The sequence below is a fragment of the Pseudomonas sp. AK181 genome (assembly GCF_051122975.1).
GTDB lineage: Bacteria > Pseudomonadota > Gammaproteobacteria > Pseudomonadales > Pseudomonadaceae > Aquipseudomonas > Aquipseudomonas lactis.
The window spans coordinates 4,271,211-4,293,425 of the sequence record NZ_CP146348.1 but is presented as its reverse complement, the minus strand read 5'-3'; the positions used below and the strand labels follow the sequence as shown (position 1 = coordinate 4,293,425).

Sequence of the window (22,215 nt, the reverse complement as noted above, 5' to 3'; positions counted from 1 at the left end):
CCTTTTGCCATATGGAATGACGCAATGCGCCCAGCGGAACCGGTCACAGGCTTGATTCTTTCCGGCGGCGGGGCGCGGGCGGCGTATCAGGTGGGGGTGTTGGCGGCGATTGCCGAGTTGCTGCCTGCGGGGGCAGCCAATCCTTTTCCGGTGATCGTCGGCACCTCGGCCGGCGCGATCAATGCGGTGAGCCTGGCCAGTGGCGCCAGCGATTTTTCCGCGGCCATCCAACGGCTGACGGCCTTCTGGCAGGGCTTTCGTAGCCATCAGGTGCTGCGCAGCGATTGGCCGGGGGTAATGCGCCAGGCCAGTCGTTTCCTGATCCACAGCCTGCTGGGCCTGGGCGCCCAGGTGCCGGTGGCGTTGCTCAACAGCTCACCGCTGCGCGAGCTGTTGCAGGAGCGCTTGAACCTGGACGGCATCGACGAGGCGATCCGTCGCCAGCATTTGCAGGCGGTGGCGGTGACCGCGTTTGGCTATGAGTCCGGGCAAGCGGTGACCTTCTATCAGGGCGGCGGCACCATCGATGCCTGGCTGCGCCATCGGCGTATCGGCGTGCCCACCCAATTGACCGTGGAACACCTGCTGGCCAGTTCGGCGATTCCGCTGCTGTTTGCCCCGGTCAAGCTCGGCCAGGAGTACTTCGGCGATGGCGCGGTGCGCCAGTCCGCGCCCATCAGCCCGGCCTTGCACTTGGGCGCCAGTCGCGTGTTGGTGGTGGGGGTGAGTGGCAATCCACGGGGCAATGAACCGTCGGTGCAACGCACTTACACCGGCCAGCAACCGACCCTGGCGCAAATCGGCGGGCACATGCTCAACAGCACGTTCATTGACAGCCTGGAAAGCGATATCGAGCTGCTGGAGCGCTTGAACCAGTTCAGCCGCGTCGTGCCTGTGGATGCGGCGGTGCAGGGCCTGGCGCCAGTAGAGGTGCTGGTGATTGCCCCCAGCCAGCCCATCGATGAAATCGCCGCGCGACATCGCCAGGAATTGCCGGCGGCACTGCGTGTGTTTTTGCGCGGGCCTGGGGCGACCAAGACCAGCGGGGCGGGGGTGTTGAGTTATCTGTTGTTCGAGGCGGGGTATTGCAGTGAATTGATCGAACTGGGGCGCAAGGATGCGCTGGCCAAGCGCGAAGAAATCACCCGGTTCCTTGGCCTGACGTGAACCTCTGTAGGAGCGAGCTTGCTCGCGAAGAACCTGAGATCACCGCGTTTATTCAGCATGGGCGCGGTGAACTTGAGTTTTTCGCGAGCAAGCTCGCTCCTACACAGGGCCGTCAGAAGTGGTACTTGACCAGGAAGCTTGCCGTGTCCTGAGTCGTCTTGAAGGCGCCGCTGTCTTCAATGCCGTATTTGTTCTTCCAGTAGTCGTACTCAAAACCCACATACAACTGCTTGTCGCCCCAATGCAGCGCCTTGCCCAGGTCGTATTTGACCTGTGGGTTGAAGTGCAGGTTGGCGTGGTAAGTGCCACGGGCGTTTTTGTCGTTGTCCACTACCCAGTCCATAAAACCGTCGATCAGCACGTCGGAGTTGCCCACCGGAATCGTGTACGACCATACCGGGGTGATCTGCCATACCCCGTCACCCGGGCGATTGCCTTCGGTCTGGCGCTGGTAGAAGTTCAACTGGAAGTAGTCGAAACCGGGAATGTTCAAATCGAATGCCGGGCCCAGCAAGTAGGACTCGTTATCGCCTTCGCTGAACTCATAGGTGAAGGCCAGCAACACATCCTTGATCGGGCCGAATGACAGGTCCTGGTTGAAAATCTTGCCGAATGACAAGCGCGGGCTGAACTCGCCGTAGTAAGTGTTGGGCCCGACGTTGCCGTCTTCCTTGCCGTTGTAAAAGATGCGGTCGAGGAAGAAGAAGTTGTCGCCATACTTCCACGCGTCGGCATGTTCGAAGGTGACGGTTTGCTGGATCTGCGGGTTGACGGTAAAGCTCTTGCCCCACAGATAAGTCAGGCTGTTGTTTTGCCACTGCAACAAGTCACCGGCCACGGCTTGGCCACCGGCCAACAGCGACCCTGCCAGCATCAGGCCTTTGAACATAGGTTTCATTCGGTTGCTCCCGAGTTAAAGTTTTATGGTTTTTCTTCTACACAGGCGCTCTGGTGTGGCGCCTTTTGGTTCGCTGCAAAAATCGTCTGTTCGGTCAGCTTTGATGCTTTTAGCAAGAGCTGCGCCAAGGTGTTCAAAAAGCCAAAAAATCCCCGTCGGCTGCAGCGGATGCAGTCGAATAAAGGGGATTTTTGCGCACTTTGGCAGCAAACATCAGGCCGGGATAAGTTGGCCTTGAGGTCAGCTTTTACATTCGCTGTTTTTTTTTGAGTCGATTCGAGCGGGCGCGGAGAATACTGGCTCCCAGGCCTGGGCTCAAGTGCGCTGTAACAGAGCGCGAGGGGCAAGAATGGGGCGCGGCGTGTGGCCGGCCCCACGTCAAGGCTGTGCATGTGGGTGTTCCCTGTTTGTTGTTATTTTTGTACTAACAAAGGAATCAATGCGTATGGGCGACTTCGGGGCGCTCAGCGCCGCCGAGGATGTTGAACAGAATGTTCAGCGACAGCGCGCTGAGGGTCGCCATGGCGATGCCGCTATGGGTAATCGGGCTCATCCACAACGGCAGCTGTGCGAAGAACTCCGGGCGCACCACGGGGATCAGGCCCATGCCGATACTCACTGCCACCAGCAACTGGTTACGGCGGTCGGCGATGTCGGCTTCCTGCAGGATCTTGATCCCGGTCGCCGCCACCATGCCGAACATCGCAATCGCCGCGCCGCCGAGTACCGCAGGTGGAATCGACGCCACCAGATAAGCCGCCTTGGGCAGCAGGCTGAGCACGATCAAGAACGCCCCGGCCATGAGCGTGACCGAGCGGCAGCGCACGCCGGTCATCTGCACCAGGCCGATATTCTGGGCGAAGGAGGAGTGGGTAAAGGTATTGAAGAAGCCGGCAAAGAACGACGCGCCGGCATCGCACAGCAGGCCGCGCCGCAGCATCTTCGGTGTGACCTCCTGGCCGGTGATCTTGCCCAGGGCCAGGAACATGCCGGTGGACTCGACAAAAATGATCACCACCACCAGGCACATCGACAGGATCGGTGCCAACTCGAACTTGGGCATGCCAAAGTGCAATGGCGTCACCACCTGCACCCAGGGCGCCTGGGCCAGGCCGCTGAGGTCGACCATGCCGATCACGCCACATAGCGCGTAACCCAGGCCCATGCCGATCAGCACCGAGATGTTCACCCAGAAGCCGCGCATGAAGCGGTTGATCAGCAAAATCGTGGCCAGTACCAGGGCGGCAATCGCCAGGTAGACCGGTGAGCCAAACGTAGCGGCGGCGCTGCCGCCGCCGGCCCAGTTCACCGCGACGGGAAACAGCGAAAGGCCAATGGCGGTGATCACCGTACCGGTCACCAGCGGTGGGAAAAAGCGCACCACCTTGGACATGAACGGCGCGATCAGCATGCCGAAGAACCCGGCGGCGATGGTCGCGCCGAAGATGCCCTGCAAACCGATACCGGGCATGCCAGCCATGGCGACCATGCTGCCCACGGCGGCGAAACTGGCGCCCATCATCACCGGCATGCGGATCCCCATCGGGCCGATGCCGAACGACTGCACCATGGTGGCAATACCGGCTACGAGGAGGTCGGCGTTGATCAGAAAGGCGATTTCTTCACGGCTCAAGCCGGCGGCCTGGCCGATGATCAGGGGCACGGCGACGGCACCGCCGTACATCAGCAAGACGTGTTGCAGGCCTACCAGAATCAATTGCAAGAGGGGCAGCCGCACCATGGCGGGCGCGGCAGGAGTCTGCGTTTCTAACTGGGACATGCAACACCTCGAATCTTTTTATTTTTGTGTTGTTTGGCATTCAATTGCCGGATGAAACTTAATCTTCAAGCCATCACTGATCTCCCTTGTGGGAGCTGGCTTGCCTGCGATGGCGGTGTGTCAGTCACCGAAAGCGTTGGTGATCTGCCGCTATCGCAGGCAAGCCAGCTCCCACATGGGAACGGTGTGAAACAGTCAGTTGGTGCGCGCCCCCTGGTTGATCCAGGTGCCAATCAAATCCCGCTCCTGCTGGGTCATCTGGGTAATGTTGCCCAGTGGCATGATCTGGCTGGCCACGGCCTGCGCTTGAATGCGCGCCGCCTGCTGCTGGATCTGCGCCGGTGTGTCGAACATCACCCCAGCCGGAGCGGTGCTGAACAGCGGGCTGGTGGGCTTGGCCGAGTGGCACACGGTGCAGCGTTGCTCGATCACGTGGTGCACCTGGCCGAAGTCCGTGGTGGCCTGGGCCGGTGCCGGTTCAGCGGCGGGTGCGGCAGGCGCGGCCGGTTTCAAGCCACCGCCCAAGGCGGTTTCCGGCAGGGGTTGGTACTCGATGGCAGCCGGTGCCTTGGCAATCGGTTCAGCCGGTTTTGGCCCGGTCACGTAGGCCAGGCTGATCATCGCCAAGGCGCCTACGGGCAAGGTCCACGCGTACTTCTGGCTGTCATGCCGGGTGTTGAAGTAATGGCGCACCAACACCGCCGCCACCGCGATCCCGGCCAGGATCAGCCAGTTGTATTGGCTGCCATAGGTGCTCGGGAAGTGGTTGCTGATCATGATGAACAGCACCGGCAAGGTGAAGTAGTTGTTGTGGCGTGAACGCAGCAGACCTTTGGCCGGCAGCGCCGGGTCGGGTGTGCGGTTTTCGGCGATGGCCGCCACCAGCGCGCGCTGGGCCGGCATGATGATGCGGAACACGTTACCCACCATGATCGTGCCGATCACCGCACCCACGTGCAGGTACGCACCGCGGCCGCTGAACACCTTGCTGAAGCCGTAGGCCGCCGCAATCAACAGCACGAACAGGATCAAGCCGAGCAGGGCAGGGCGTTTGCCCAGGGCCGAGTCGCACAGGAAGGAGTAGATGAACCAGCCGGCGAACAGTGAGCCGATACCCAGCAACACGCCTTCGGTGCCGCTGAGGCTGCTGCCGGGGGCGAGCAGGTACAGCGTCGGGTTGAGGTAGAACACCACGCACAGCAGCGCGACGCCCGACATCCAGGTGAAATAGGCTTCCCATTTGAACCAGTGCAGGTTGTCCGGCATGGTCGGCGGGGCCAGTTTGTATTTTTCCAGGTGGTAGATACCGCCACCGTGGATCGCCCACAAGTCACCGGCCAGGCCGTTCTTGGGGTTGACGCGATTAAGGTTGTTTTCCAGCCAGACGAAGTAGAAAGAAGCGCCGATCCAGGCGACGCCAGTGATCATGTGAACCCAGCGCACGCTCAGGTTCAGCCATTCCAACAGATGTGCTTCCACAGTCTTTACCTCTCGCCTGTCACCCTTGTTGTCGGGTGATCAGACCTTCTCTTATTGGTGGGGGGCGAGGATCAACCGCTCATCCTCTTTGAAAAAATGCTCATCGCAGTTATTGCCTGTGCCACTGCGATCAACCACCAGGAAGTCATCCCGCTTTTCGATCGTCAGCACCGGATGGTGCCAGACGCCGCGATGGTAATTAATGCCCTGCCTGCCGTTGGTGACGAAGGCGCGGACCAAGCCTGATACAGGTTCATCGCCAAGTGGCGCGACCACGATCAGAAAGGGGTTGCCGAGCAGCGGGATGAAAGCCTGGCTGCCCAGCGGGTGTCTCTCCAGCATGCACACAGTCAGCGGCATGTCCTGCGCGTCGGCGCGGAAGATGCTGATGATGGCGTGGTCTTCCGGCTTCGCGGTTTCGACCGTGGCCAGTTTGTGAAAGCGCATGGTCGACCCGTTGTTGATCATGAAGTGGTCGCTGCCGTCGGTTTCGATAACGTCTCCGAAGGGGGCGAAGGCTTCTTTGGTCAAAGGTTCGATCATCAGTGTGCGCATGGCTGTCTTCTTGTCTTGTCTATAGATCGTTCCCACGCTCTGCGTGGGAACGCTGCCCTGGACGCTCTGCGTCCGCTGTGTGACGCGGAGCGTCACGGGATGCATCCCCACGCAGAGCGTGGGGACGATCGGGTGTTACTTGGCGACCTTGCCCAGGACACGCAGGCGACTCACACCACCATCCGGGAACACATTCAAGCGGATGTGGGTAATCGGCCCCAGCGCCTTGATCTGCTCGGCGAAGGTGTGTTCGGCGTGCATTTCCAGCTTCTGTGCCGGCAGCAGTTCGCGCCAGAACAGCGATTGGGTTTCGATCTGGCTGTCGGTGCCGCCTTTCACAAAGGCGCCCTGGATCGAGCAGGTGTCCGGGTAGTTGCCCTTGAAGTGCAGGGTGTCAACGATGATTTTCTCGATCTCGCCCGGGTGGCCCAGGGCGACGATCACCCAGTCATTGCCTGGCGTGCGACGACGCGCGGTTTCCCAGCCGTCGCCCATGTTGATGCCGCGGCCCGGGTTGAGGATGTTGCTCATGCGGCCGAAGTGTTCGTCGGAACAGGCCAGGGCACGGCCGCCATTGAGCGCGGCAGCCAGGTCGACCTGTTCGTTGTCGCCTACCGAAGACCAGTCGCGGAACGGCACGCCGTACACACGCAGACGGGCCACGCCGCCATCCGGGTAGATGTTGAAGCGCAGGTGGCTGAACGCCTGGTCGTTGTTGATCTCGTGGTAGTGGTGGCTGTTGCCTTGCAGCTCGACGGCCGACAGCACTTCCACCCACTGGGTGTTGGCATCCGGCTCGCCCGAGGCCAGGAAGCAGGCTTCCAGGGAGGCCGACGGCGGGAAGTTGCCGGTGAAGAATGAAGTGTCGATGTCCACGCCTTTGATCGAACCCGGCACGCCCAGGCGGATCACCGCGCTGTCGTAGCCTTCGAAGCGCTTGCGGCGTGATTCCCAGCCGTCCATCCACTTGCCGTTGTCATCGAAAACGCCCTCCTTCCACACGGCCGGGGTCGGCTGGAACAGGCGGTTGGCGTCAGCGAACCAGTCATCGGTCACCGAGATGATCTTGGTGCCCAGGCGGGCGTCGGCCAGGTTGACGAACTTTTCGAAAGGTACGGCGTAAGCTTTCATTCTTCTTGTCTGCCTTAGATAGAGTGGCTGGGGATGGACTGCTAGAGGGTCAGTAAACGGAACAACGCGATCTTGTTGATCTCGTCCAGCGCGCACTTGAACTCAGCGTCTGCCGAGTTGTGGATGCGCGTTTCGAACGCGGCGAGGATCTGGTGCCGGTTGCTGCCTTTTACCGCCATGATGAAGGGAAACTTGAACTTGGCTTTGTAGGCCTCATTCAGCTCGGTGAAGCGAGAAAACTCTTCGGCCGTGCATTGGTGAATACCCGCGCCCGCTTGTTCATCGGTGCTGGCTTGGGTCAGTTGGCCCTGGACGGCAGCTTTGCCGGCCAGGTCCGGGTGAGCATTGATCAGCGCCAGTTGCGAGGCGTGATCAGCGCTCAACAGGATATCGCTCATGCGCTGGTGCAGGGTTTCGATCTGGTCGATCGACGCGTCCTGGCCCAGGTCGAAGGCCTTTTCGGCCACCCATGGCGAGTGTTCGTAGATATCGGCGAAGGCCTGGACGAAGGCGTCGCGGCTCAAGGTCGAAGGTTTCAGGGTTTGGAACGCAGTCATTTCGCCGCTCCCGGGAAAGGGTGGGTTTGGTGCCAGTGACGGGCGATGTCCACGCGGCGGGTGAACCACACCTGGTCATGGCCTTTGACGTATTCAATGAAGCGCTTGAGCGAGGCCAGGCGTGCCGGGCGGCCGATCAGGCGGCAATGCAAGCCGATGGACAGCATCTTCGGCGCCTCGGCACCTTCGGCATACAGCACGTCGAAGGCGTCCTTGAGGTATTCGAAAAAATCGTCGCCCTTGTTGAAACCCTGCACCTGGGTGAAGCGCATGTCGTTGGTGTCCAGGGTGTAGGGGATCACCAAATGCGGCTTGCCGTTAGGGGTGTTGGGTTCCCAGTAGGGCAGGTCGTCGTCGTAGGTGTCGCAGTCGTACAGGAAGCCACCTTCCTCCATCACCAAACGGCGGGTGTTGGGGCCGGTGCGCCCGGTGTACCAGCCCAGCGGGCGTTCGCCGGTGAGTTCGGTGAGGATGCGGATGGCTTCGAGCATGTGCTCGCGCTCCTGGGCCTCGTCCATGTACTGGTAGTCGATCCAGCGGTAGCCGTGGCTGCAGATCTCATGGCCGGCGGCGACCATGGCGCGGATCACATCCGGATGACGCTGGGCGGCCATGGCCACGGCGAAGATGGTCAGCGGGATATCGAATTCTTTGAACAGCTTGAGGATGCGCCACACGCCGGCACGGCTGCCGTACTCGTACAGCGACTCCATGCTCATGTTGCGCTCGCCTTGCAGCGGCTGGGCCGAGACCATTTCCGAGAGGAAGGCTTCTGACTCTTTGTCACCGTGCAGAATGTTGCGCTCGCCGCCTTCTTCGTAGTTGAGTACGAACGACAGCGCAATGCGTGCCTTGCCCGGCCAGTGGGGGTGAGGAGGGTTACTGCCGTAACCGATCAGGTCGCGTGGGTAGTCAGCGCTCACTGCAGTCTTCCTTCTTGTTCGTGGTAGCAAATGTGTGGCGGCCGGGCAGTGGAATGACTGAGTGGCGTCACAGCGATGAGTGATTGTATACAACTTATCGCGAACTTTGTAAGCCTGCATTTCTGCATTTTTTCTGAACGGGCTCTCTACGGGTCTCTGCAAGAAACTTGCCTAAGTGGTCAGGTTAAGATCAAAAAGCCCACTGTAGGAGCGAGCTTGCTCGCGAATAACCTGAGGGCGCCACTTTTCATCCTGAGAGTCCGCGTTATCGTTGGCGTTTTTCGCGAGCAAGCTCGCTCCTACAGGGGGTTGAAGCGCTGTGAAATTTATTGTGTACAATTTTCTTTGAAAGTGTCTTAATCAGCCATCGCCGGCTTTTTCACTGCCCTGAAAGAGTGCGGGTTTTCCTATTACTGACTTCGGGAGGCGCATACAAGCCATGGGACGTTTGACCACACACGTTTTGGACGCCGCGCACGGCTGCCCCGGCAGCGCCATCAAGGTTGAGCTGTACCGCGTCGAAGGCGCGCAGCTGGAACTGGTTGCCACCGCCACCACCAACAGCGATGGCCGTTGCGACGCGCCGCTGCTGCAAGGCGACGACTACCGCAGCGGCGTGTACCAACTGCAGTTCAGCGCCGGTGATTACTACCGTGCCCGTGGCGTGCAATTGCCCGAGCCGGCTTTTCTGGACGTGGTGGTACTGCGCTTTGGCATCAGTGCCGAACAGGACCATTACCATGTGCCTTTGCTGATTTCGCCTTACAGCTACTCCACTTATCGCGGTAGCTGAGTCGTCACCTCGCTTCACACCCCCAAATGCTCTTCGTTGGTTTCGCCCGCGCACACTGCGGGCTTTTTTTTGCCTGGCGTTTGTTCAACTATCTAACGCCTGTTGCGCCATTGCCGTGCCTAGGCTGGGTGTTTTCCTCAGGTTAAGAAAACATCATGGCCCCACCCATCGACACGACCGACCCCGCTGCGCAAGCGTCCTTGCAGCAAATGCGCAGCCAACTGTCACGACGGATCAACAGCCATCCGCAGCCCAGCCGCCTGATCAACCAGCTCGGCCTTGCCGATCAACGATGCGCCAACGCAACCAAAGCCCTGGTGTACCTTGCGGTGCGTGCGCCCAAGGTCTTGAAAGTGATTCGCGCAGCACTGCGCAAAGCGTTCGACATCGACCCGGACAAACTACTGTTCACCCAAGCCATGCCGCCGCCAGCACCGCACAGGGTCGACACCCTGACAGAACGGGCGCTGCTCTTGCTGGCGCAGCCTGCCGTGCCGATCAACCTCAACCAGTTCACCACGCTGAGCGTCAAGGATGAACCGGCCCGTGTCTGGCCGTTGACGCCCTTACAGGTGTTGCAGCAAGTGATCGCGATGAAGCTGTTCGAACGTCTGGGCGCCGCGTTCAGTCGCTACTGGGAAACACTGGCGGCCGGCTCCTGGCAGACGCGTCAGGAACACTGGTGCCAATTGCAGGCCGAGTTGTTCGCTGATCGGGCGTTTATTGCGGGGCAGTTGGGCGAGTTGTCGAGTGGCGCGTCAAGCCTGGTCCAGGCACTGATCGATGCGCCGAGCCCCGAAGCGCGCCAGCGGGCCGGGGGTGACTGGGCCAGCGTGCGCGCCAGCCAATTGATGTGGCCCGGCTCACCCGCGGTAGCGATCTCCGGCGCCTTGCATATTTATCGTGTGGATGACCCAGGTAGTGTGCCGCATGTGATCTACCTGCCGGGTGTAGCGCGCAATTTTTATGAGTATCCGAGCTTCTTCTTCCTGCAGTGTGGCCTGCTGAAGCTGACCAGCCAGGCGTTGTTCGACGAGCTGTGGCAGTGCCTGCCGCTCAAGCGCCGCCATGAACTCTGCCGGCCCACGCACTACACCCCGGCGAGCAGTGTCGCCCGTGGTTCAGTGCTGGACGGGGATGCGTTGGCGCTGAGCGCACAGGCGCTGTTGGACGGGCAGTGGGAAAATGAATTGGCCTGTGCCTTGGCGATCAATCAGAGCCACGTGTATTCCAAACGTTGGCCGCCGCCTCAGCCGTTGACGGCTGCGCCTTTTCTGACGTTCATCGAACGTGCCAGAAAGCAATTGGTCGGTGAGGCGCGGCTTGGCGTATCAGGCAAGTCGTTGCTTGAATGGGATGCGCGGCGTCGGCGACGCGAAATCTGCTTTGCCACGCAGCTGTCCGGCCAGCCCATGCTGGCGACCTATGGTCGGCTCAAACGCTACGAAAAGGGCTTGCTCGCGCTACTCGATGTGGCTGACCCCAACGTCGATACCGCTAAATTCAAGGAGGTTCTGACCCTTGCACGCGAGCTCCAGGCGCATGCGCAAACCATGGACTCACTGAGTCGCGGCGCGCAGCAACGGTTGTATGAGTATGAGTTCTGGATCGAACGCCCTACCCAGACCGAAAAGCGCGGAACCCTGTTTTTGCACGCTCAAGGTGAGGCCTTGCGCTGCGAAGTCCAATTGCAACATCGGCTCAAGCTGATACCCACGGCACATCGAGACCTGGTGATCAACGTGGTGGACCAGCACCAGGCCACCAAGCGTGAGTACGGTGAAGCGCGCGTCTTGTCGGTTTCGGTGGGCAGCGCGCCGGATGCGTTCTACCACGTGCATAACCTGCTGGTGGTGACCAAGGCGAAGGCCGTTGAGAAGCCCGGCCGCTCGGTTCCGGTCGTGTTGTGCGGGTTCGGGCAAACGGGCGGGGTGTTGTCTTTTTCCAGCCTGCAAGCCCTGACGCAAAGCCTGCAAGCCAGTTTCGAGAGCAGCGATGAGTCAGCGCTCTGGCAATGCATCGAGCGAAAGGTGCGCGAGGATCTACGCAGGCATGCCGCACGTGGCACCCTGGCAGTGCGCTACGAGCTGATCGAAAAAGGCCCTCTGGAGTCTTTGTTCAGAAAGCTGATGAAGCACTATGGGACTTTGTACAAAAGCTCGGCGCACGCGACGCAGCTTTTCGGTGAGGTCAAGAGCCCTGCGTTCAGCCGCGATCTGCTGCTGATAGAACTGAGCGAGCATCTGAAAGTGCCGGCCAATGATCTTCTTGACCAGAGCCAGGCCCATCTTGATGTACTGCGCAAAGCCACCGCCGACGCGAAAAAGCTGCCGGCATGGCTGGCGGGCGCTTCGATCGCCCAGCGCAAGGCCTTCAAGAAACGACAGGGCCGATACTTGGCCAGCGCTCTAGCCGCTGAAAACCGGCTTGAGCAGCGCCTGGAAGACCTGGAGACCTTCGCCCGCACGACCCTGATCGCCCGTTTAACCAAGGACGGTTTCTATCCGGGGCTGGATATCGACCAACCCTTACTGAACATGCCGGACGATGTCGTCAGCACTTTCTGCGGGTATGAAAGCCGCTGCGCACCGGGCGATCGCAAGGAAATCCAGACCCCCAGCCTTGAGCGCACCACCTTCAGCCTGCTGCAGTTGGCGTTGCATAACCTCGACCCGCAAGCGCCCTGGACGCGCAAGCGCTTGAACCACGCCACCTACCTGCAGCCGGACTGGCGCAAACGGCTGGATGCGGACTACCTGATCAAGACAATCTCCGCGCTGGATATCGGTGGCCAATACGCAGCGAAGATCGAGCGCACCTTTAAGCCGGCGGCCCAAGGGGTGAGCGAAGGCCGTATTCCCGAACTGATGCAGCGCCTGCTGCGCGACTGCGCCAAGGTGCGGCTGTACTCGGCCACCCGCCAGGGGTTGAGTGCGCCGGCAAAAAGTCTGTTCAACACGGCGATGGCTGCACGAACGCCTCAGGACTTGCTGAAAAACGGCCATCGACTGAGCCTGTCGGTGGTGCATCTGGTGGGGCACACGCTGCAGCATGATCGTTACATCGCTGGCATTGTGGTCATGCAGGATCAGGCCAGTGGGCGCTGCGTGGTGTACTGGCCGAACGCCGATCATGCATTGGCCGTCACCGAGTACGCCAACGTGCAAGAGGCGCATGTGGCGCTCAATCGCATCGCGGCCCAGGCCGAGCCTGCCAAGCAGCTGTCGCGGCAAGTTGCACCCGGCTGGGCATTCGAGGCCATCAGCCATGCCGTCGAGCGCAGGGCTGACGATACCGTGCTGGATGATCTGCTGCAGGTGACCTACTTCTCCGGCGTGTGGCGGGGCGTGGAGTTTATTCGCTCCTTTGCGGTCACGCACTTGGAGCCGACGCCGGTGCTGGAAGACATCGAAAAGCAGTTCCAGGAACAGGTCGCCACTGACCCGCTGAACGCGCTGGCGATCGTGCCCACCACCCACAGCGATGCCAGCGCCTTGCTGTACCAGGCCAGGGTGCTCGATTTGCATCGCAAGACCCAAGCGGCCAGTCATTCCGCCAAGGCGCTGGACCACTATCGAACCCAGCGCCTCAAGGAGCAGAGTGAGACGCGCCTGCGCGCGCTGGTGGGGTTTTTCGTGCCGCCGTACGGCATGCTCAATGAGGCTTACGAGTTATTGCTGGCGGCGCGGCGCTACCACCGTTTTGGCCAGGCTTCGGACGCGGTGGACGTGGGGTTCATGAGCGCCTTTTTGATGGTTGAGCTGTTGTTGAGTGCGGTCCCCGGCACCAAGCCGCGAGCGGGCGCGGTGGGGGCAGTCACGCGGCGCTCGCTGGCAAGCGGTTTGGGTCGGATCCGGCATCTGCGCATGAGTGCACCCAGAACACCGGTGGTTGGCCTGTCACGGCCCACCACCCAGCTCAAAGCCTTGGAGCCTTTTCGGCTCAAGGGTGTGCCTCAAGATGCCGTTGCGCTTAAAGGCGTGGGTGAGGAGGGGGTGTACGTCAAGAATGGCGAGGCATTCGTGGCCGATGCCACGCACCGTTATCCGGTGTACCGGCGCCAGAGCGAGCAATCGCTGCGCCTGAAAAACAAACAGGTCCCGGAGGAGGATGAGCTGATTGTGCTCATCCATCAGCCCCAGGAATGGTTGTTGGGCGCGGACGCACCCGCACCGGGGCCGAGTTCTGGAATCCATCAGCCTTGGCAACCACCCAGGCCTGACGTGTCGGACTGGCAACCGCCGGTGCGTGTGGTGAGCGAAGACAGGATCCGCCAATCCTCCATCACAACCACGCACTGGTTGGATTGGCATGCACCGGTTCATCCAAGCCAGCTATCGAGCTCGCCCGCGCCAGGGATATTTCACGTCGCGGACCCTCAAGGCTATCCCCACCATGTGCTGCGTGTTGCGCCTGAACGCTCCAGCCTGACTGATCCCAACAGCCGTTTTTACCGGTTGCTGCCCCCAGGTGAGGATGCCGGGCTCCATGGCATCGTGTTCATCACCCAGAATGAACCGCTGGTGTCATTGGCCAGCGTTGACATCCTGCGTTGGACAAGCACCGACCTTCACGAACAGCCGTTACCTGCATCCCGCACGGCAACGGGCGCCTGGCATTTGCATGCGCCGATTTTCGACAGGCCGTTGGAGCAGTCCGTGGCCATCGCCTTTCCCGGCCTCACCAATAAGACCCGAGATCACGTGGTCAACCGCTTGATCGAAGTGTCGGGTTCGGCGCGTCCGGCAAGCGCCACGCATCTGCTCAGATTGCGTGCAACGCTGGACGAGTGGTTACCACCGGCCCCTGCACGGCCTGGCCGGACCGATGATTTATTGCGGCTGTTGCGACCCACCGACAGGGCGCTCAGTACCACCTTCATCAGCTTCCAGGGGGCTGCGCCGGGCATGACACGCATTGACTTCCTGCCGCCTGTCAGGCCGCCACGCCGGCTGCGTCGCGGTGGCAAGGCTGTCGCGAGCGAAAGAAACATCGTGCAATATGAGGCGGTCAGTACGTTGCTTGAGGAGCAGGGCTTCACCCTCAGGCATGTCCATGTGCGACGTCACGGGACCCTCCGGCGTGAGACGCTGGCCACCCACCCCAACTCCCCATCCCGGCTGTATTTCGTGTCATACCTGTGGTCGGAAAAGCCGTCTTTGCGGCTTTTCTCGACGTTGAGCGACACCTGGCTTATGAACGGGCTCAGGAACTATACCAACGTGGCCTTGGCTGACGAAGTCAGGAATGCCATGCGTGAGCAGCGCCTGGTACGGATCCTGGCGGGTATTCAGTGGCCGACCGGGAGCGATGTCTCGCCCACGGTGTACTTCATCAAACTGAACCCCTGACCTTCATCAGCGAGGCCAGGCCGGCGCAGCCGAACAGGGCCGCACTGACGCGGTTGAACCAGCTCTGGCCGGCGCCGCTGCGCAAATAACGCGCTGCACCATGGGCGCCGAGGCCATAAGCCAGCTTGCACAGCAGGTCGAGTACCGTCCAGGTGGCGATCATGATCAGCAGTTGCGGTAAAAAGGCCTGCTGGGCACTGAGAAATTGCGGCAGGAAGGCGGCGAAAAACAGAATGTCTTTGGGGTTGCTGGCGCCCAGGACAAAGGCACGGCCAAACAAGGCGCGAAAGCGCGGCACGGCTGGCGTCTGCGGTACTTGCGCCCCTTGGCTGGGCTGGCGCGACTGTTGCCAGCTCTGCCAGGCGAGGTAGAACAGGTACAGCGCGCCGACGATCTTCAATGCGCTGAACAACTGCTCGGAGGCCAGCAACAGCGCGCCCAGGCCCAGGGCCGAGGCGCTCAACAGGCAGATCGAGGCGAACACGCCGCCGAGAAACGCCGGGTACGAGCGGCGCAGGCCGTAGTTGAGGCTGTTGCTGATCATCAACAGCGACAGCGGGCCAGGTATCAGGATCACCACCAGCGCAGCGCCACTGAACAGTAGCCAGGTTTCCAAGGTCATTTACAGTCCTCCCTTCATGCAAAAGCCCCACCCGAAGGTGAGGCGGTTTTTCAGCCGTTCCCGAACTACAGGAAGATGAACTTGGCGATAAAGATCGCGCACAGCACCCACAGGCTGATGGAAATCTCGCGGTACTTGCCGGTGCCGGCCTTCAACGCCACATACGTGATAAAGCCCAGGGCGATGCCGTCGGCGACCGAAAACGTCAGTGGCATCATGATCGCGGTGACGATCGCCGGAATGCTGTCGGTGGCCTCATCCCAATTGATATGGGCCATGCTCGCCATCATCAGCATCGCAACATAAATCAGCGCGCCGGCCGTTGCGTAGGCAGGGATCATGCCGGCCAGCGGCGCAAAAAACATCGCCGCCACGAACAATACGCCCACGGTCACCGCGGTCAAACCCGTACGGCCACCGGCAGCCACACCCGCGGCACTTTCTACATAACTGGTCACCGGCGGCACACCAACCATGGCGCCGAACACGCTGGACGCACTGTCAGCCTTCAATGCGCGCGACAGGTTGTCGATCTTGCCATCGGCATTCACCAGGCCTGCGCGTTGCGCAACGCCCATCAGTGTACCGGCAGTGTCGAACATGTGTACAAAAAGAAAGGCAAATACCACGCTGATCATGCTCACATTGAACACACCCATCACGTCCATTGCCATCCAGGTCGGTGCCAGGCTCGGTGGGGTGGCGAGAATGCCGTTGTAGTGCACCAGGCCCAGGCCCCAGCCGGCCAGGGTTACGGCGATGATGCTGATCAGGATGGCGCCGAAGACGCGGTGATAGCTGAGGATGGCAATCAGCAGGAAACACACGGCCGCCAGCAGCGGTGCCGGCTCGTGCAGGGAACCGAGCTTGATCAGTGTGGCGGGGCTGTCGACGATGATGCCGGCGGTTTTCAGGCCGATCACCCCCAGGAACAAGCCCACGCCTGCGCCCATGGCATGGCGCAGGCTGACCGGAATGCTGTTGAGCAGCCACTCGCGGATGCGCGACAACGTCAGGATCATGAACAGCACGCCGGAAATAAACACCGCGCCGAGGGCGGTCTCCCAGGTGTAGCCCATGGTGCCGACCACGGTGTAGGTGAAGAATGCGTTCAAGCCCATGCCCGGCGCCAGGCCCACGGGCCAGTTGGCGTACAGGCCCATCAGCAGGCAACCCAGCGCCGCTGCGATGCAGGTGGCGACGAAGGCCGCGCCGTGATCGATACCGGCATCGGCCATGATATTGGGGTTGACGAAGATGATGTAGGCCATGGTGATAAAGGTGGTGAGGCCGGCGATCAGCTCGGTCTTCACTGTGGTGCCATGCAAGCGCAGTTTGAACAGGCGTTCCAGCCAACCGCCTCGGGGCGCGGCCAGGTCCAACGTAGGGGCTTCGGTTTTGCGGCTATCCACAGCGAGTACTCCTCAATCGTTTTATTGTTATTTCCAGCGCCGGTTACATGAGTGGGCAACGGCGCTTTGAGGTACTGGCGGGTTTGTTGACCAAAAGGTCAGGAACTCGCACGAAGCGAATTATGCTTTTGTATACAAATAAAGCAAATAATGTTTTCGATTATCTGGGCGAAAAGGGATGAAAGGCCCACGCCAGGGGATTTATTCTGCGCGACGCCTTGAAACAAGCTCTCGATACCCGCACCTTGTGGGCGCAAGCATTCGGTCAGCGCGGCGAAAAGGGGAGCCCCATGTACAAGGTTTATGGCGATTACAAGTCGGGCAATTGCTACAAGGTCAAATTGATGCTCACTCTGTTGGGCATCCCGTATGAATGGATCGATATCGATATCCTCAAGGGCGATACCCAGACCCCTGAGTTCCTGGCCAAGAACCCCAATGGCAAGGTCCCGGTATTGGAGCTTGAAGACGGCACCTGCCTGTGGGAATCCAACGCGATCCTCAACTTCCTCGCCGATGGCAGCGAATTCTTGCCCACCGAACCGCGCCTGCGCACCCAGGTATTGCAGTGGCAGTTTTTCGAGCAGTACAGCCATGAGCCTTACATTGCGGTGGCGCGGTTTATTCAGTTCTACCTGGGGCTGCCGGAAGATCGCCTGGAGGAATACAAGAAACTGCACAAAGGCGGCTACAAGGCCCTTAAGGTCATGGAGCGCCAACTGCAGTTGACCCCGTATCTGGTAGGCGACCAATTCTCCATCGCCGATGTGGCGTTATATGCCTATACCCATGTGGCCCAAGAGGGCGGCTTTGATCTGGATGCTTATCCGGGTGTGCAGGCATGGTTGCAGCGCGTGGCCAGCCATCCTCGGTATGTGCCGATGCTCGACTGACTTACTCGGTCCAATGTGGGAGCTGGCTTGCCTGCGATGCAGGCGCCTCGGTTTATCCGTGGCACCGGGGTGATGCTATCGCAGGCAAGCCAGCTCCCACATTCAGCGCGACGGCGTGTCAGGTAATGCGTTGTTGAGCAGTTCAAAGCAGCGCTGCGCCGCCGGGCTCAAGCCCATGCCGCTGCGGCTGATCAAGCCGATCTCCCGATTCACCCCAGGATGATCGATGCTGATCCGTTGCAAACCCTCCAGGCTGTCCGCCGCCGACTCCGGCAGCACACTGATGCCCAACCCCTGGCGCACCAGGGCCAATACGGTCGACATGTAGTTGGCCTCCATGCCGGCGTTCAACGTCAGCCGTGTCTCATCGAACAGCGTATCCACTTGCTCGCGCACACTGCTGTCGCGCCCGGTCAGGATGATCGGTTGGTCCGCCAGCTGCTCCAGGGTCAGTTGGCGATGGTGGGCGAGCGCATGACCCGACGGCACAAACGCGCACAGCCGATCATTGAGCACCGGCACGAAGTCCAGGCCGTGGCTCAGGCGCGCACGCACGCCGATGCCGAAATCCACATCGCCGTTGCGAACCTTTGCGTGAATGCGCTGGGCCACCAGGTCATGCAGGCGCACTTCGATACCGGCGAAGCGTTCGCGAAACAGGCGCAAGGCCGGGGGCAGGGCGCCAGCGCAGACTGAGGGCAGCGCGGCGATAGTTACCACGCCACGGCGCAAGGCGGCGAGGTCGCGGGAGCCGGTGACGATGTTGTCCAGATCCAACAGCAGTTTTTCCATGGGCCCGCGCGCGTCCTGGCCTGCGGCGGTAATGCTCACGTGGCGCGGGCTGCGGTCGAGCAGGGCGACGCCGAGCCAGTCTTCCAGTTGCTGCACCTGCACGGTGAGGGCCGACGGCGACAGATGCAACTCGTTGGCCGCCTTGGTGAAACTGCCCGTACGGGCGACAGCGAGGAAGGCTTGAATGTGCTGGATGCTGTTTTTCATAAGCGTCGCTTCATTTTGTTTTTCCGAACGCTGGTGGCTGAATATTGCAATTTACAAAGCCTAGCGCGATTCCAATACTCCAGGGAAAACAATAACCGGCCAACCAGGCCGCCCTGGAGTAACCCATGCTCGCAACCCTGGGTGTCATCACCATCCTGTGCCTGCTCGCTGCCGTCATGAGCAAACGCCTCTCGCCACTGGTGGCCCTGATCGCCTTGCCGATCATCGCTGCGCTACTCGGTGGCTTCGGCCTGCAGACCAGCGCGTTCATCATTACCGGTATCAAGAACGTCGCCCCCGTGGTGGGCATGTTTGTGTTCGCGATCCTGTTTTTCGGGATCATGACCGATGCGGGCATGCTCGATCCCATTATTGATCGCATCCTGCGCACGGTTGGGACGCGTCCTACACGGATTGTCGTCGGTACTGCGACCTTGGCGTTGCTGGTACACCTGGACGGCTCTGGCGCGGTGACCTTTCTGGTGACTGTGCCTGCGATGCTGCCGCTGTATACGCGCCTCGGCATTGATAAACGCATCCTCGCCTGCGTGTGTGCGATGGCCGCCGGGGTCAACTTCCTGCCCTGGACTGGCCCGGTGCTGCGTTCGTCGGCGGCGCTGCATGTGCCGGTGGCCGACCTGTTCCAGCCACTGATTCCGGTGCAGATCGTCGGGCTGGTCTTTGTCTTCGCCTGCGCCTGGTGGCTGGGCCATCGCGAAGAAAAGCGCCTGGGCCTGGGCGCGGGTTCCAGCGTGGAGGCGGTGCCGCAACGAGTGCTCAGCGATGCCGACATCAAGCTGCGTCGCCCGCGGTTGTTCTGGGTCAACCTGATACTGACCGTGCTGGTGATGGTGGTGATGATCGCCGGCTGGGTCGATCCGGTGGTGATGTTCATGCTCGGCACCGTGGTGGCGCTGTGCATCAACTACCCCAACGTGGACGCCCAGCGTGCACGCATCGACGCCCATGCGAAAACCGCGCTGACCATGGCCAGTATCCTGCTCGCCGCCGGGGTATTTACCGGCATCATGCAAGGCACCGGCATGCTCAAGGCCATCGCCGAAGTGGCGGTGGCGCAGATTCCGGCGGGCCACGGCAAGTTGATCCCGGCCGTCGTGGGTTTTTTGTCCATGCCCCTGAGCATGTTGTTTGACCCCGATTCCTACTATTTCGGTGTGATGCCGGTGATCGCCGAAGTCGGCAAGGCCCTGGGCGTCGACCCGCTGCAAGTGGCTCAGGCTTCGCTGCTGGGCGTGCACACCACCGGTTTCCCGGTCAGCCCGCTGACGCCTGCGACCTTCCTGCTGGTGGGCCTGTGCAAGATCGAACTGGCCGATCATCAGCGCTTCACCATTCCTTTCCTGTTTGCCGCTTCGGTGTTGATGACCCTGACGGCGTTGCTCCTGGGAGTGATTTGAGATGAACACCTTGCGCATCGGCTCCGGCGCCGGCTACTCCGGCGACCGTATAGAACCTGCCGTAGAACTGGCCGAACACGGCGACCTGGATTACCTGGTCTTCGAATGCCTGGCCGAACGCACCATCGCCCTGGCGCAACAGGCGCGCATCAGCGACCCCCAGGGCGGTTATGACCCGCTGCTCGCTGAGCGCATGCGCCGTGTCTTGCCCTGTGTGGGGCAGCGGGCGGGGCGTCGACGCCTACGGGTGATCACCAATATGGGCGCGGCCAACCCGTTGGCGGCGGCCACTGAAGTACGGCGTATTGCGGGTGAGCTGGGCCTGGGCCTCAAGGTTGTGGCCGTGGTCGGCGACGACGTGCTGCACGCCTTGCCTGCCGAGCAGTTGCTGGATAACGGCCAGACCGTGGGGGCGCTGGACGAGCGGCTGATTTCCGCGAATGCCTACCTGGGCGTGGAGGGCATTGTTGAGGCGCTGCGCGCCGACGCCGATGTGGTGATCACCGGGCGTGTGGCCGACCCTTCGCTGTTCCTGGCGCCGCAGATGTTTGAGTTCGGCTGGGCCTTCGATGATTGGCAGCGGTTGGGCCGGGGCACGTTGGTCGGGCATTTGCTGGAGTGCGCGGGGCAGGTCAGTGGGGGTTACTTCGCCGATCCCGGCTTCAAGGATGTGGAGGATCTGGCACGCCTGGGTTTTCCCCTGGCCGAGGTCGACGCCGAGGGCAATGCAGTGATCACCAAGGTGGCAGGTTCCGGTGGGCGGGTCAGCCGCGCGACCTGCGCCGAACAACTGATTTACGAAGTTCACGACCCGGCAGCCTACTTGACCCCGGATGTGACGGCCGACTTTTCCCAGGTGGGGTTTGTCGAGGAGGGCGTGGACCGGGTGCGTGCCCAGGGAGCCAGTGGGCGTGCCCGGCCTGATCAACTGAAGGTCAGCGTCGGTTATCTGGACGGTTGGATCGGTGAGGGGCAGATGTCCTACGGCGGTCCCGGTGCTGTCGCACGGGCCGAGTTGGCGCGGGAAGTGGTGCTCAAGCGCCTTGCGTTGATCGGTGTAAAGACGCAGGACCTGCGCGCCGAGTTGATCGGCATGGACTCACTGCACGGCCCTCGCAGCAGTGTCGAGCCTTGGGAGGTGCGCCTGCGGGTCGCCGCCCGGTGTGACGAGCGCAGCGACGCCGTACGGGTCGGCAATGAAGTGGAGACCCTCTACACCAACGGCCCGGCCGGCGGCGGTGGGGCGAGCAAGAGCGTACGCCAGGTGGTGGCTGTGGCGTCGTTGCTGTTGCCCCGTGAAGCGGTCAAGCCGAGGATTGAAGAATGAAACTGCATACGCTGGCCCATTCCCGCACCGGGGATAAAGGCGACACGTCGAACATCTCGATCATTGCCTATCGTGCGCAGGACTACCCGTTGCTGTGCGAACAGCTGACGGCGGAGCGCGTGGCAGCGTTCTTCGCGGATTTACTGGAACCCGGTGCTGAGCCGGTTCGGCGTTATGAATTGCCGAACGTGCAGGCGCTGAACTTCGTGCTGCCGGGCATCCTGCGTGGCGGCGTGACCCGCTCGCTGGCACTGGATGCCCACGGCAAGTGCCTGGGCTCGGCACTGCTGGATCTCGACCTGGCAATACCGACTTAAGAACACCGCGCCGCAAATGTGTGGGCTTGCCTGCGATGGTAACCACGATGCGAAGCGAGCCGCTCTTGATCTGCTTTTGATCTTGATCTTAGGCGCCCCGTTAAACCACGCTGGCCGGAATTCGACAGGGATTTGGGGGGTAAACCGGCAGGGATGCCGGTTTAGCCGCCCCGCGCCATGGATGGCGCGTGGCGGCGGCCCCCCAAATCACTGGCGGATTACGGGCACACCGAGCCTAAGCGAGGTGCCGAGTGGTGGGGCAAGAGCGTTTTGCTTACTTTTGCGCTTTTCAAAAGTGAGCCGCTGTCAGAGCGGAACCCTAAGTGGCCGTTACCGCAGCAATGGATATATACACCATCCAACTGTGTTGACTGCCAGGCCGCCATCGCAGGCAAGCCAGCTCCCACATTTGGATCGCGGCGCGTCAGTTAGAACAGCGTCGGCTATCCGGTCGTCACGGGAGCAAGCTCCCTCGCCACAGGTCCAGCGTCTTGCCGAAAATGTGTAGATACCGATACTGCGATGCGGGCACCGCGGTGCAGCAGATGTACCGAGGTGATGCAATCGCAGGCAAGCCAGTTCCCACATTGATC

General features: G+C 61.2%; 18 protein-coding genes. 7 read left to right on the top strand and 11 right to left on the bottom strand.

The window, feature by feature from the left end:
• Positions 1 to 24 precede the first annotated feature (24 nt).
• Positions 25 to 1,167 (top strand): patatin-like phospholipase family protein, encoded by a 1,143-nt coding sequence (locus V8689_RS19595; RefSeq protein ID WP_056786309.1) that lies wholly within the window; start codon positions 25 to 27, stop codon positions 1,165 to 1,167.
• Positions 1,168 to 1,279: 112 nt separating this feature from the next.
• Here V8689_RS19595 and V8689_RS19590 read toward each other — a convergent pair whose 3' ends face one another.
• The 8 genes from V8689_RS19590 to puuE form a co-directional block, all read right to left on the bottom strand.
• Positions 1,280 to 2,065 (bottom strand): outer membrane protein OmpK, encoded by a 786-nt coding sequence (locus V8689_RS19590; protein WP_056786306.1) that lies wholly within the window; start codon positions 2,063 to 2,065, stop codon positions 1,280 to 1,282.
• A gap of 23 nt (positions 2,066 to 2,088) precedes the next feature.
• The gene (locus tag V8689_RS19585) at positions 2,089 to 2,457 is read right to left on the bottom strand and encodes a hypothetical protein (protein WP_125970471.1); all 369 of its coding nucleotides are present in this window, start codon (positions 2,455 to 2,457) and stop codon (positions 2,089 to 2,091) included.
• A 44-nt stretch (positions 2,458 to 2,501) separates the two neighbouring features.
• Positions 2,502 to 3,845, bottom strand: a complete 1,344-nt coding sequence (locus tag V8689_RS19580) for a nucleobase:cation symporter-2 family protein (protein WP_032896003.1) — start codon at positions 3,843 to 3,845, stop codon at positions 2,502 to 2,504.
• Between the two features lie 195 nt (positions 3,846 to 4,040).
• The gene (locus V8689_RS19575) at positions 4,041 to 5,324 is read right to left on the bottom strand and encodes a urate hydroxylase PuuD (RefSeq protein ID WP_003192825.1); all 1,284 of its coding nucleotides are present in this window, start codon (positions 5,322 to 5,324) and stop codon (positions 4,041 to 4,043) included.
• 51 nt (positions 5,325 to 5,375) lie between these two features.
• Positions 5,376 to 5,879: an ureidoglycolate lyase gene (locus V8689_RS19570; RefSeq protein WP_003192823.1), complete on the bottom strand. Its 504-nt coding sequence runs from the start codon at positions 5,877 to 5,879 to the stop codon at positions 5,376 to 5,378.
• 135 nt (positions 5,880 to 6,014) lie between these two features.
• Positions 6,015 to 7,010, bottom strand: coding sequence for an allantoicase (gene alc, locus V8689_RS19565; RefSeq protein WP_056786303.1), 996 nt, complete (start codon positions 7,008 to 7,010; stop codon positions 6,015 to 6,017).
• Positions 7,011 to 7,051: 41 nt separating this feature from the next.
• Positions 7,052 to 7,567 carry a 2-oxo-4-hydroxy-4-carboxy-5-ureidoimidazoline decarboxylase gene (uraD, locus tag V8689_RS19560; protein WP_047711477.1) on the bottom strand — a complete coding sequence of 172 codons (516 nt, stop codon included), beginning with the start codon at positions 7,565 to 7,567 and terminating at the stop codon, positions 7,052 to 7,054.
• Positions 7,564 to 8,490 (bottom strand): allantoinase PuuE, encoded by a 927-nt coding sequence (gene puuE, locus V8689_RS19555; RefSeq protein ID WP_014719292.1) that lies wholly within the window; start codon positions 8,488 to 8,490, stop codon positions 7,564 to 7,566. Before puuE ends, uraD begins: the two co-directional genes overlap by 4 nt.
• A gap of 439 nt (positions 8,491 to 8,929) precedes the next feature.
• On the opposite strand from puuE, the gene uraH reads away from it, so the two are divergent.
• Entirely contained in the window at positions 8,930 to 9,283 is a 354-nt protein-coding gene (gene uraH / locus V8689_RS19550; protein ID WP_032896006.1) for a hydroxyisourate hydrolase, read from the top strand.
• A gap of 155 nt (positions 9,284 to 9,438) precedes the next feature.
• Complete coding sequence (locus V8689_RS19545; protein ID WP_056786300.1) at positions 9,439 to 14,634, top strand: dermonecrotic toxin domain-containing protein; 5,196 nt, start codon at positions 9,439 to 9,441, stop codon at positions 14,632 to 14,634.
• Here V8689_RS19545 and V8689_RS19540 read toward each other — a convergent pair.
• Complete coding sequence (locus V8689_RS19540; protein ID WP_003192811.1) at positions 14,618 to 15,256, bottom strand: LysE family translocator; 639 nt, start codon at positions 15,254 to 15,256, stop codon at positions 14,618 to 14,620. The two genes, V8689_RS19545 and V8689_RS19540, sit on opposite strands and share 17 nt — an antisense overlap.
• A 65-nt stretch (positions 15,257 to 15,321) precedes the next feature.
• A complete protein-coding gene (locus tag V8689_RS19535) occupies positions 15,322 to 16,668 on the bottom strand; it encodes an NCS2 family permease (RefSeq protein ID WP_003192809.1) in 1,347 nt (448 codons plus the stop codon).
• A gap of 290 nt (positions 16,669 to 16,958) precedes the next feature.
• Here V8689_RS19535 and V8689_RS19530 point away from each other — a divergent pair, with 290 nt between their 5' ends.
• Positions 16,959 to 17,561, top strand: coding sequence for a glutathione S-transferase family protein (locus V8689_RS19530; protein ID WP_056786297.1), 603 nt, complete (start codon positions 16,959 to 16,961; stop codon positions 17,559 to 17,561).
• Positions 17,562 to 17,663: 102 nt separating this feature from the next.
• On the opposite strand, the gene V8689_RS19525 is transcribed toward V8689_RS19530, so the two are convergent.
• The gene (locus V8689_RS19525) at positions 17,664 to 18,560 is read right to left on the bottom strand and encodes a LysR family transcriptional regulator (RefSeq protein WP_056786295.1); all 897 of its coding nucleotides are present in this window, start codon (positions 18,558 to 18,560) and stop codon (positions 17,664 to 17,666) included.
• A 125-nt stretch (positions 18,561 to 18,685) separates the two neighbouring features.
• On the opposite strand from V8689_RS19525, the gene V8689_RS19520 reads away from it, so the two are divergent.
• Genes V8689_RS19520 through V8689_RS19510 form a run of 3 tightly spaced genes read left to right on the top strand, consistent with a single transcriptional unit; the run spans position 18,686 to position 21,622 of the window.
• Positions 18,686 to 19,978: a CitMHS family transporter gene (locus tag V8689_RS19520; RefSeq protein WP_056786292.1), complete on the top strand. Its 1,293-nt coding sequence runs from the start codon at positions 18,686 to 18,688 to the stop codon at positions 19,976 to 19,978.
• A gap of 1 nt (position 19,979) precedes the next feature.
• Positions 19,980 to 21,305, top strand: coding sequence for an acyclic terpene utilization AtuA family protein (locus V8689_RS19515; protein WP_056786289.1), 1,326 nt, complete (start codon positions 19,980 to 19,982; stop codon positions 21,303 to 21,305).
• A complete protein-coding gene (locus V8689_RS19510; RefSeq protein ID WP_056786285.1) occupies positions 21,302 to 21,622 on the top strand; it encodes an AtuA-related protein in 321 nt (106 codons plus the stop codon). Before V8689_RS19515 ends, V8689_RS19510 begins: the two co-directional genes overlap by 4 nt.
• Positions 21,623 to 22,215: the final 593 nt, after the last annotated feature.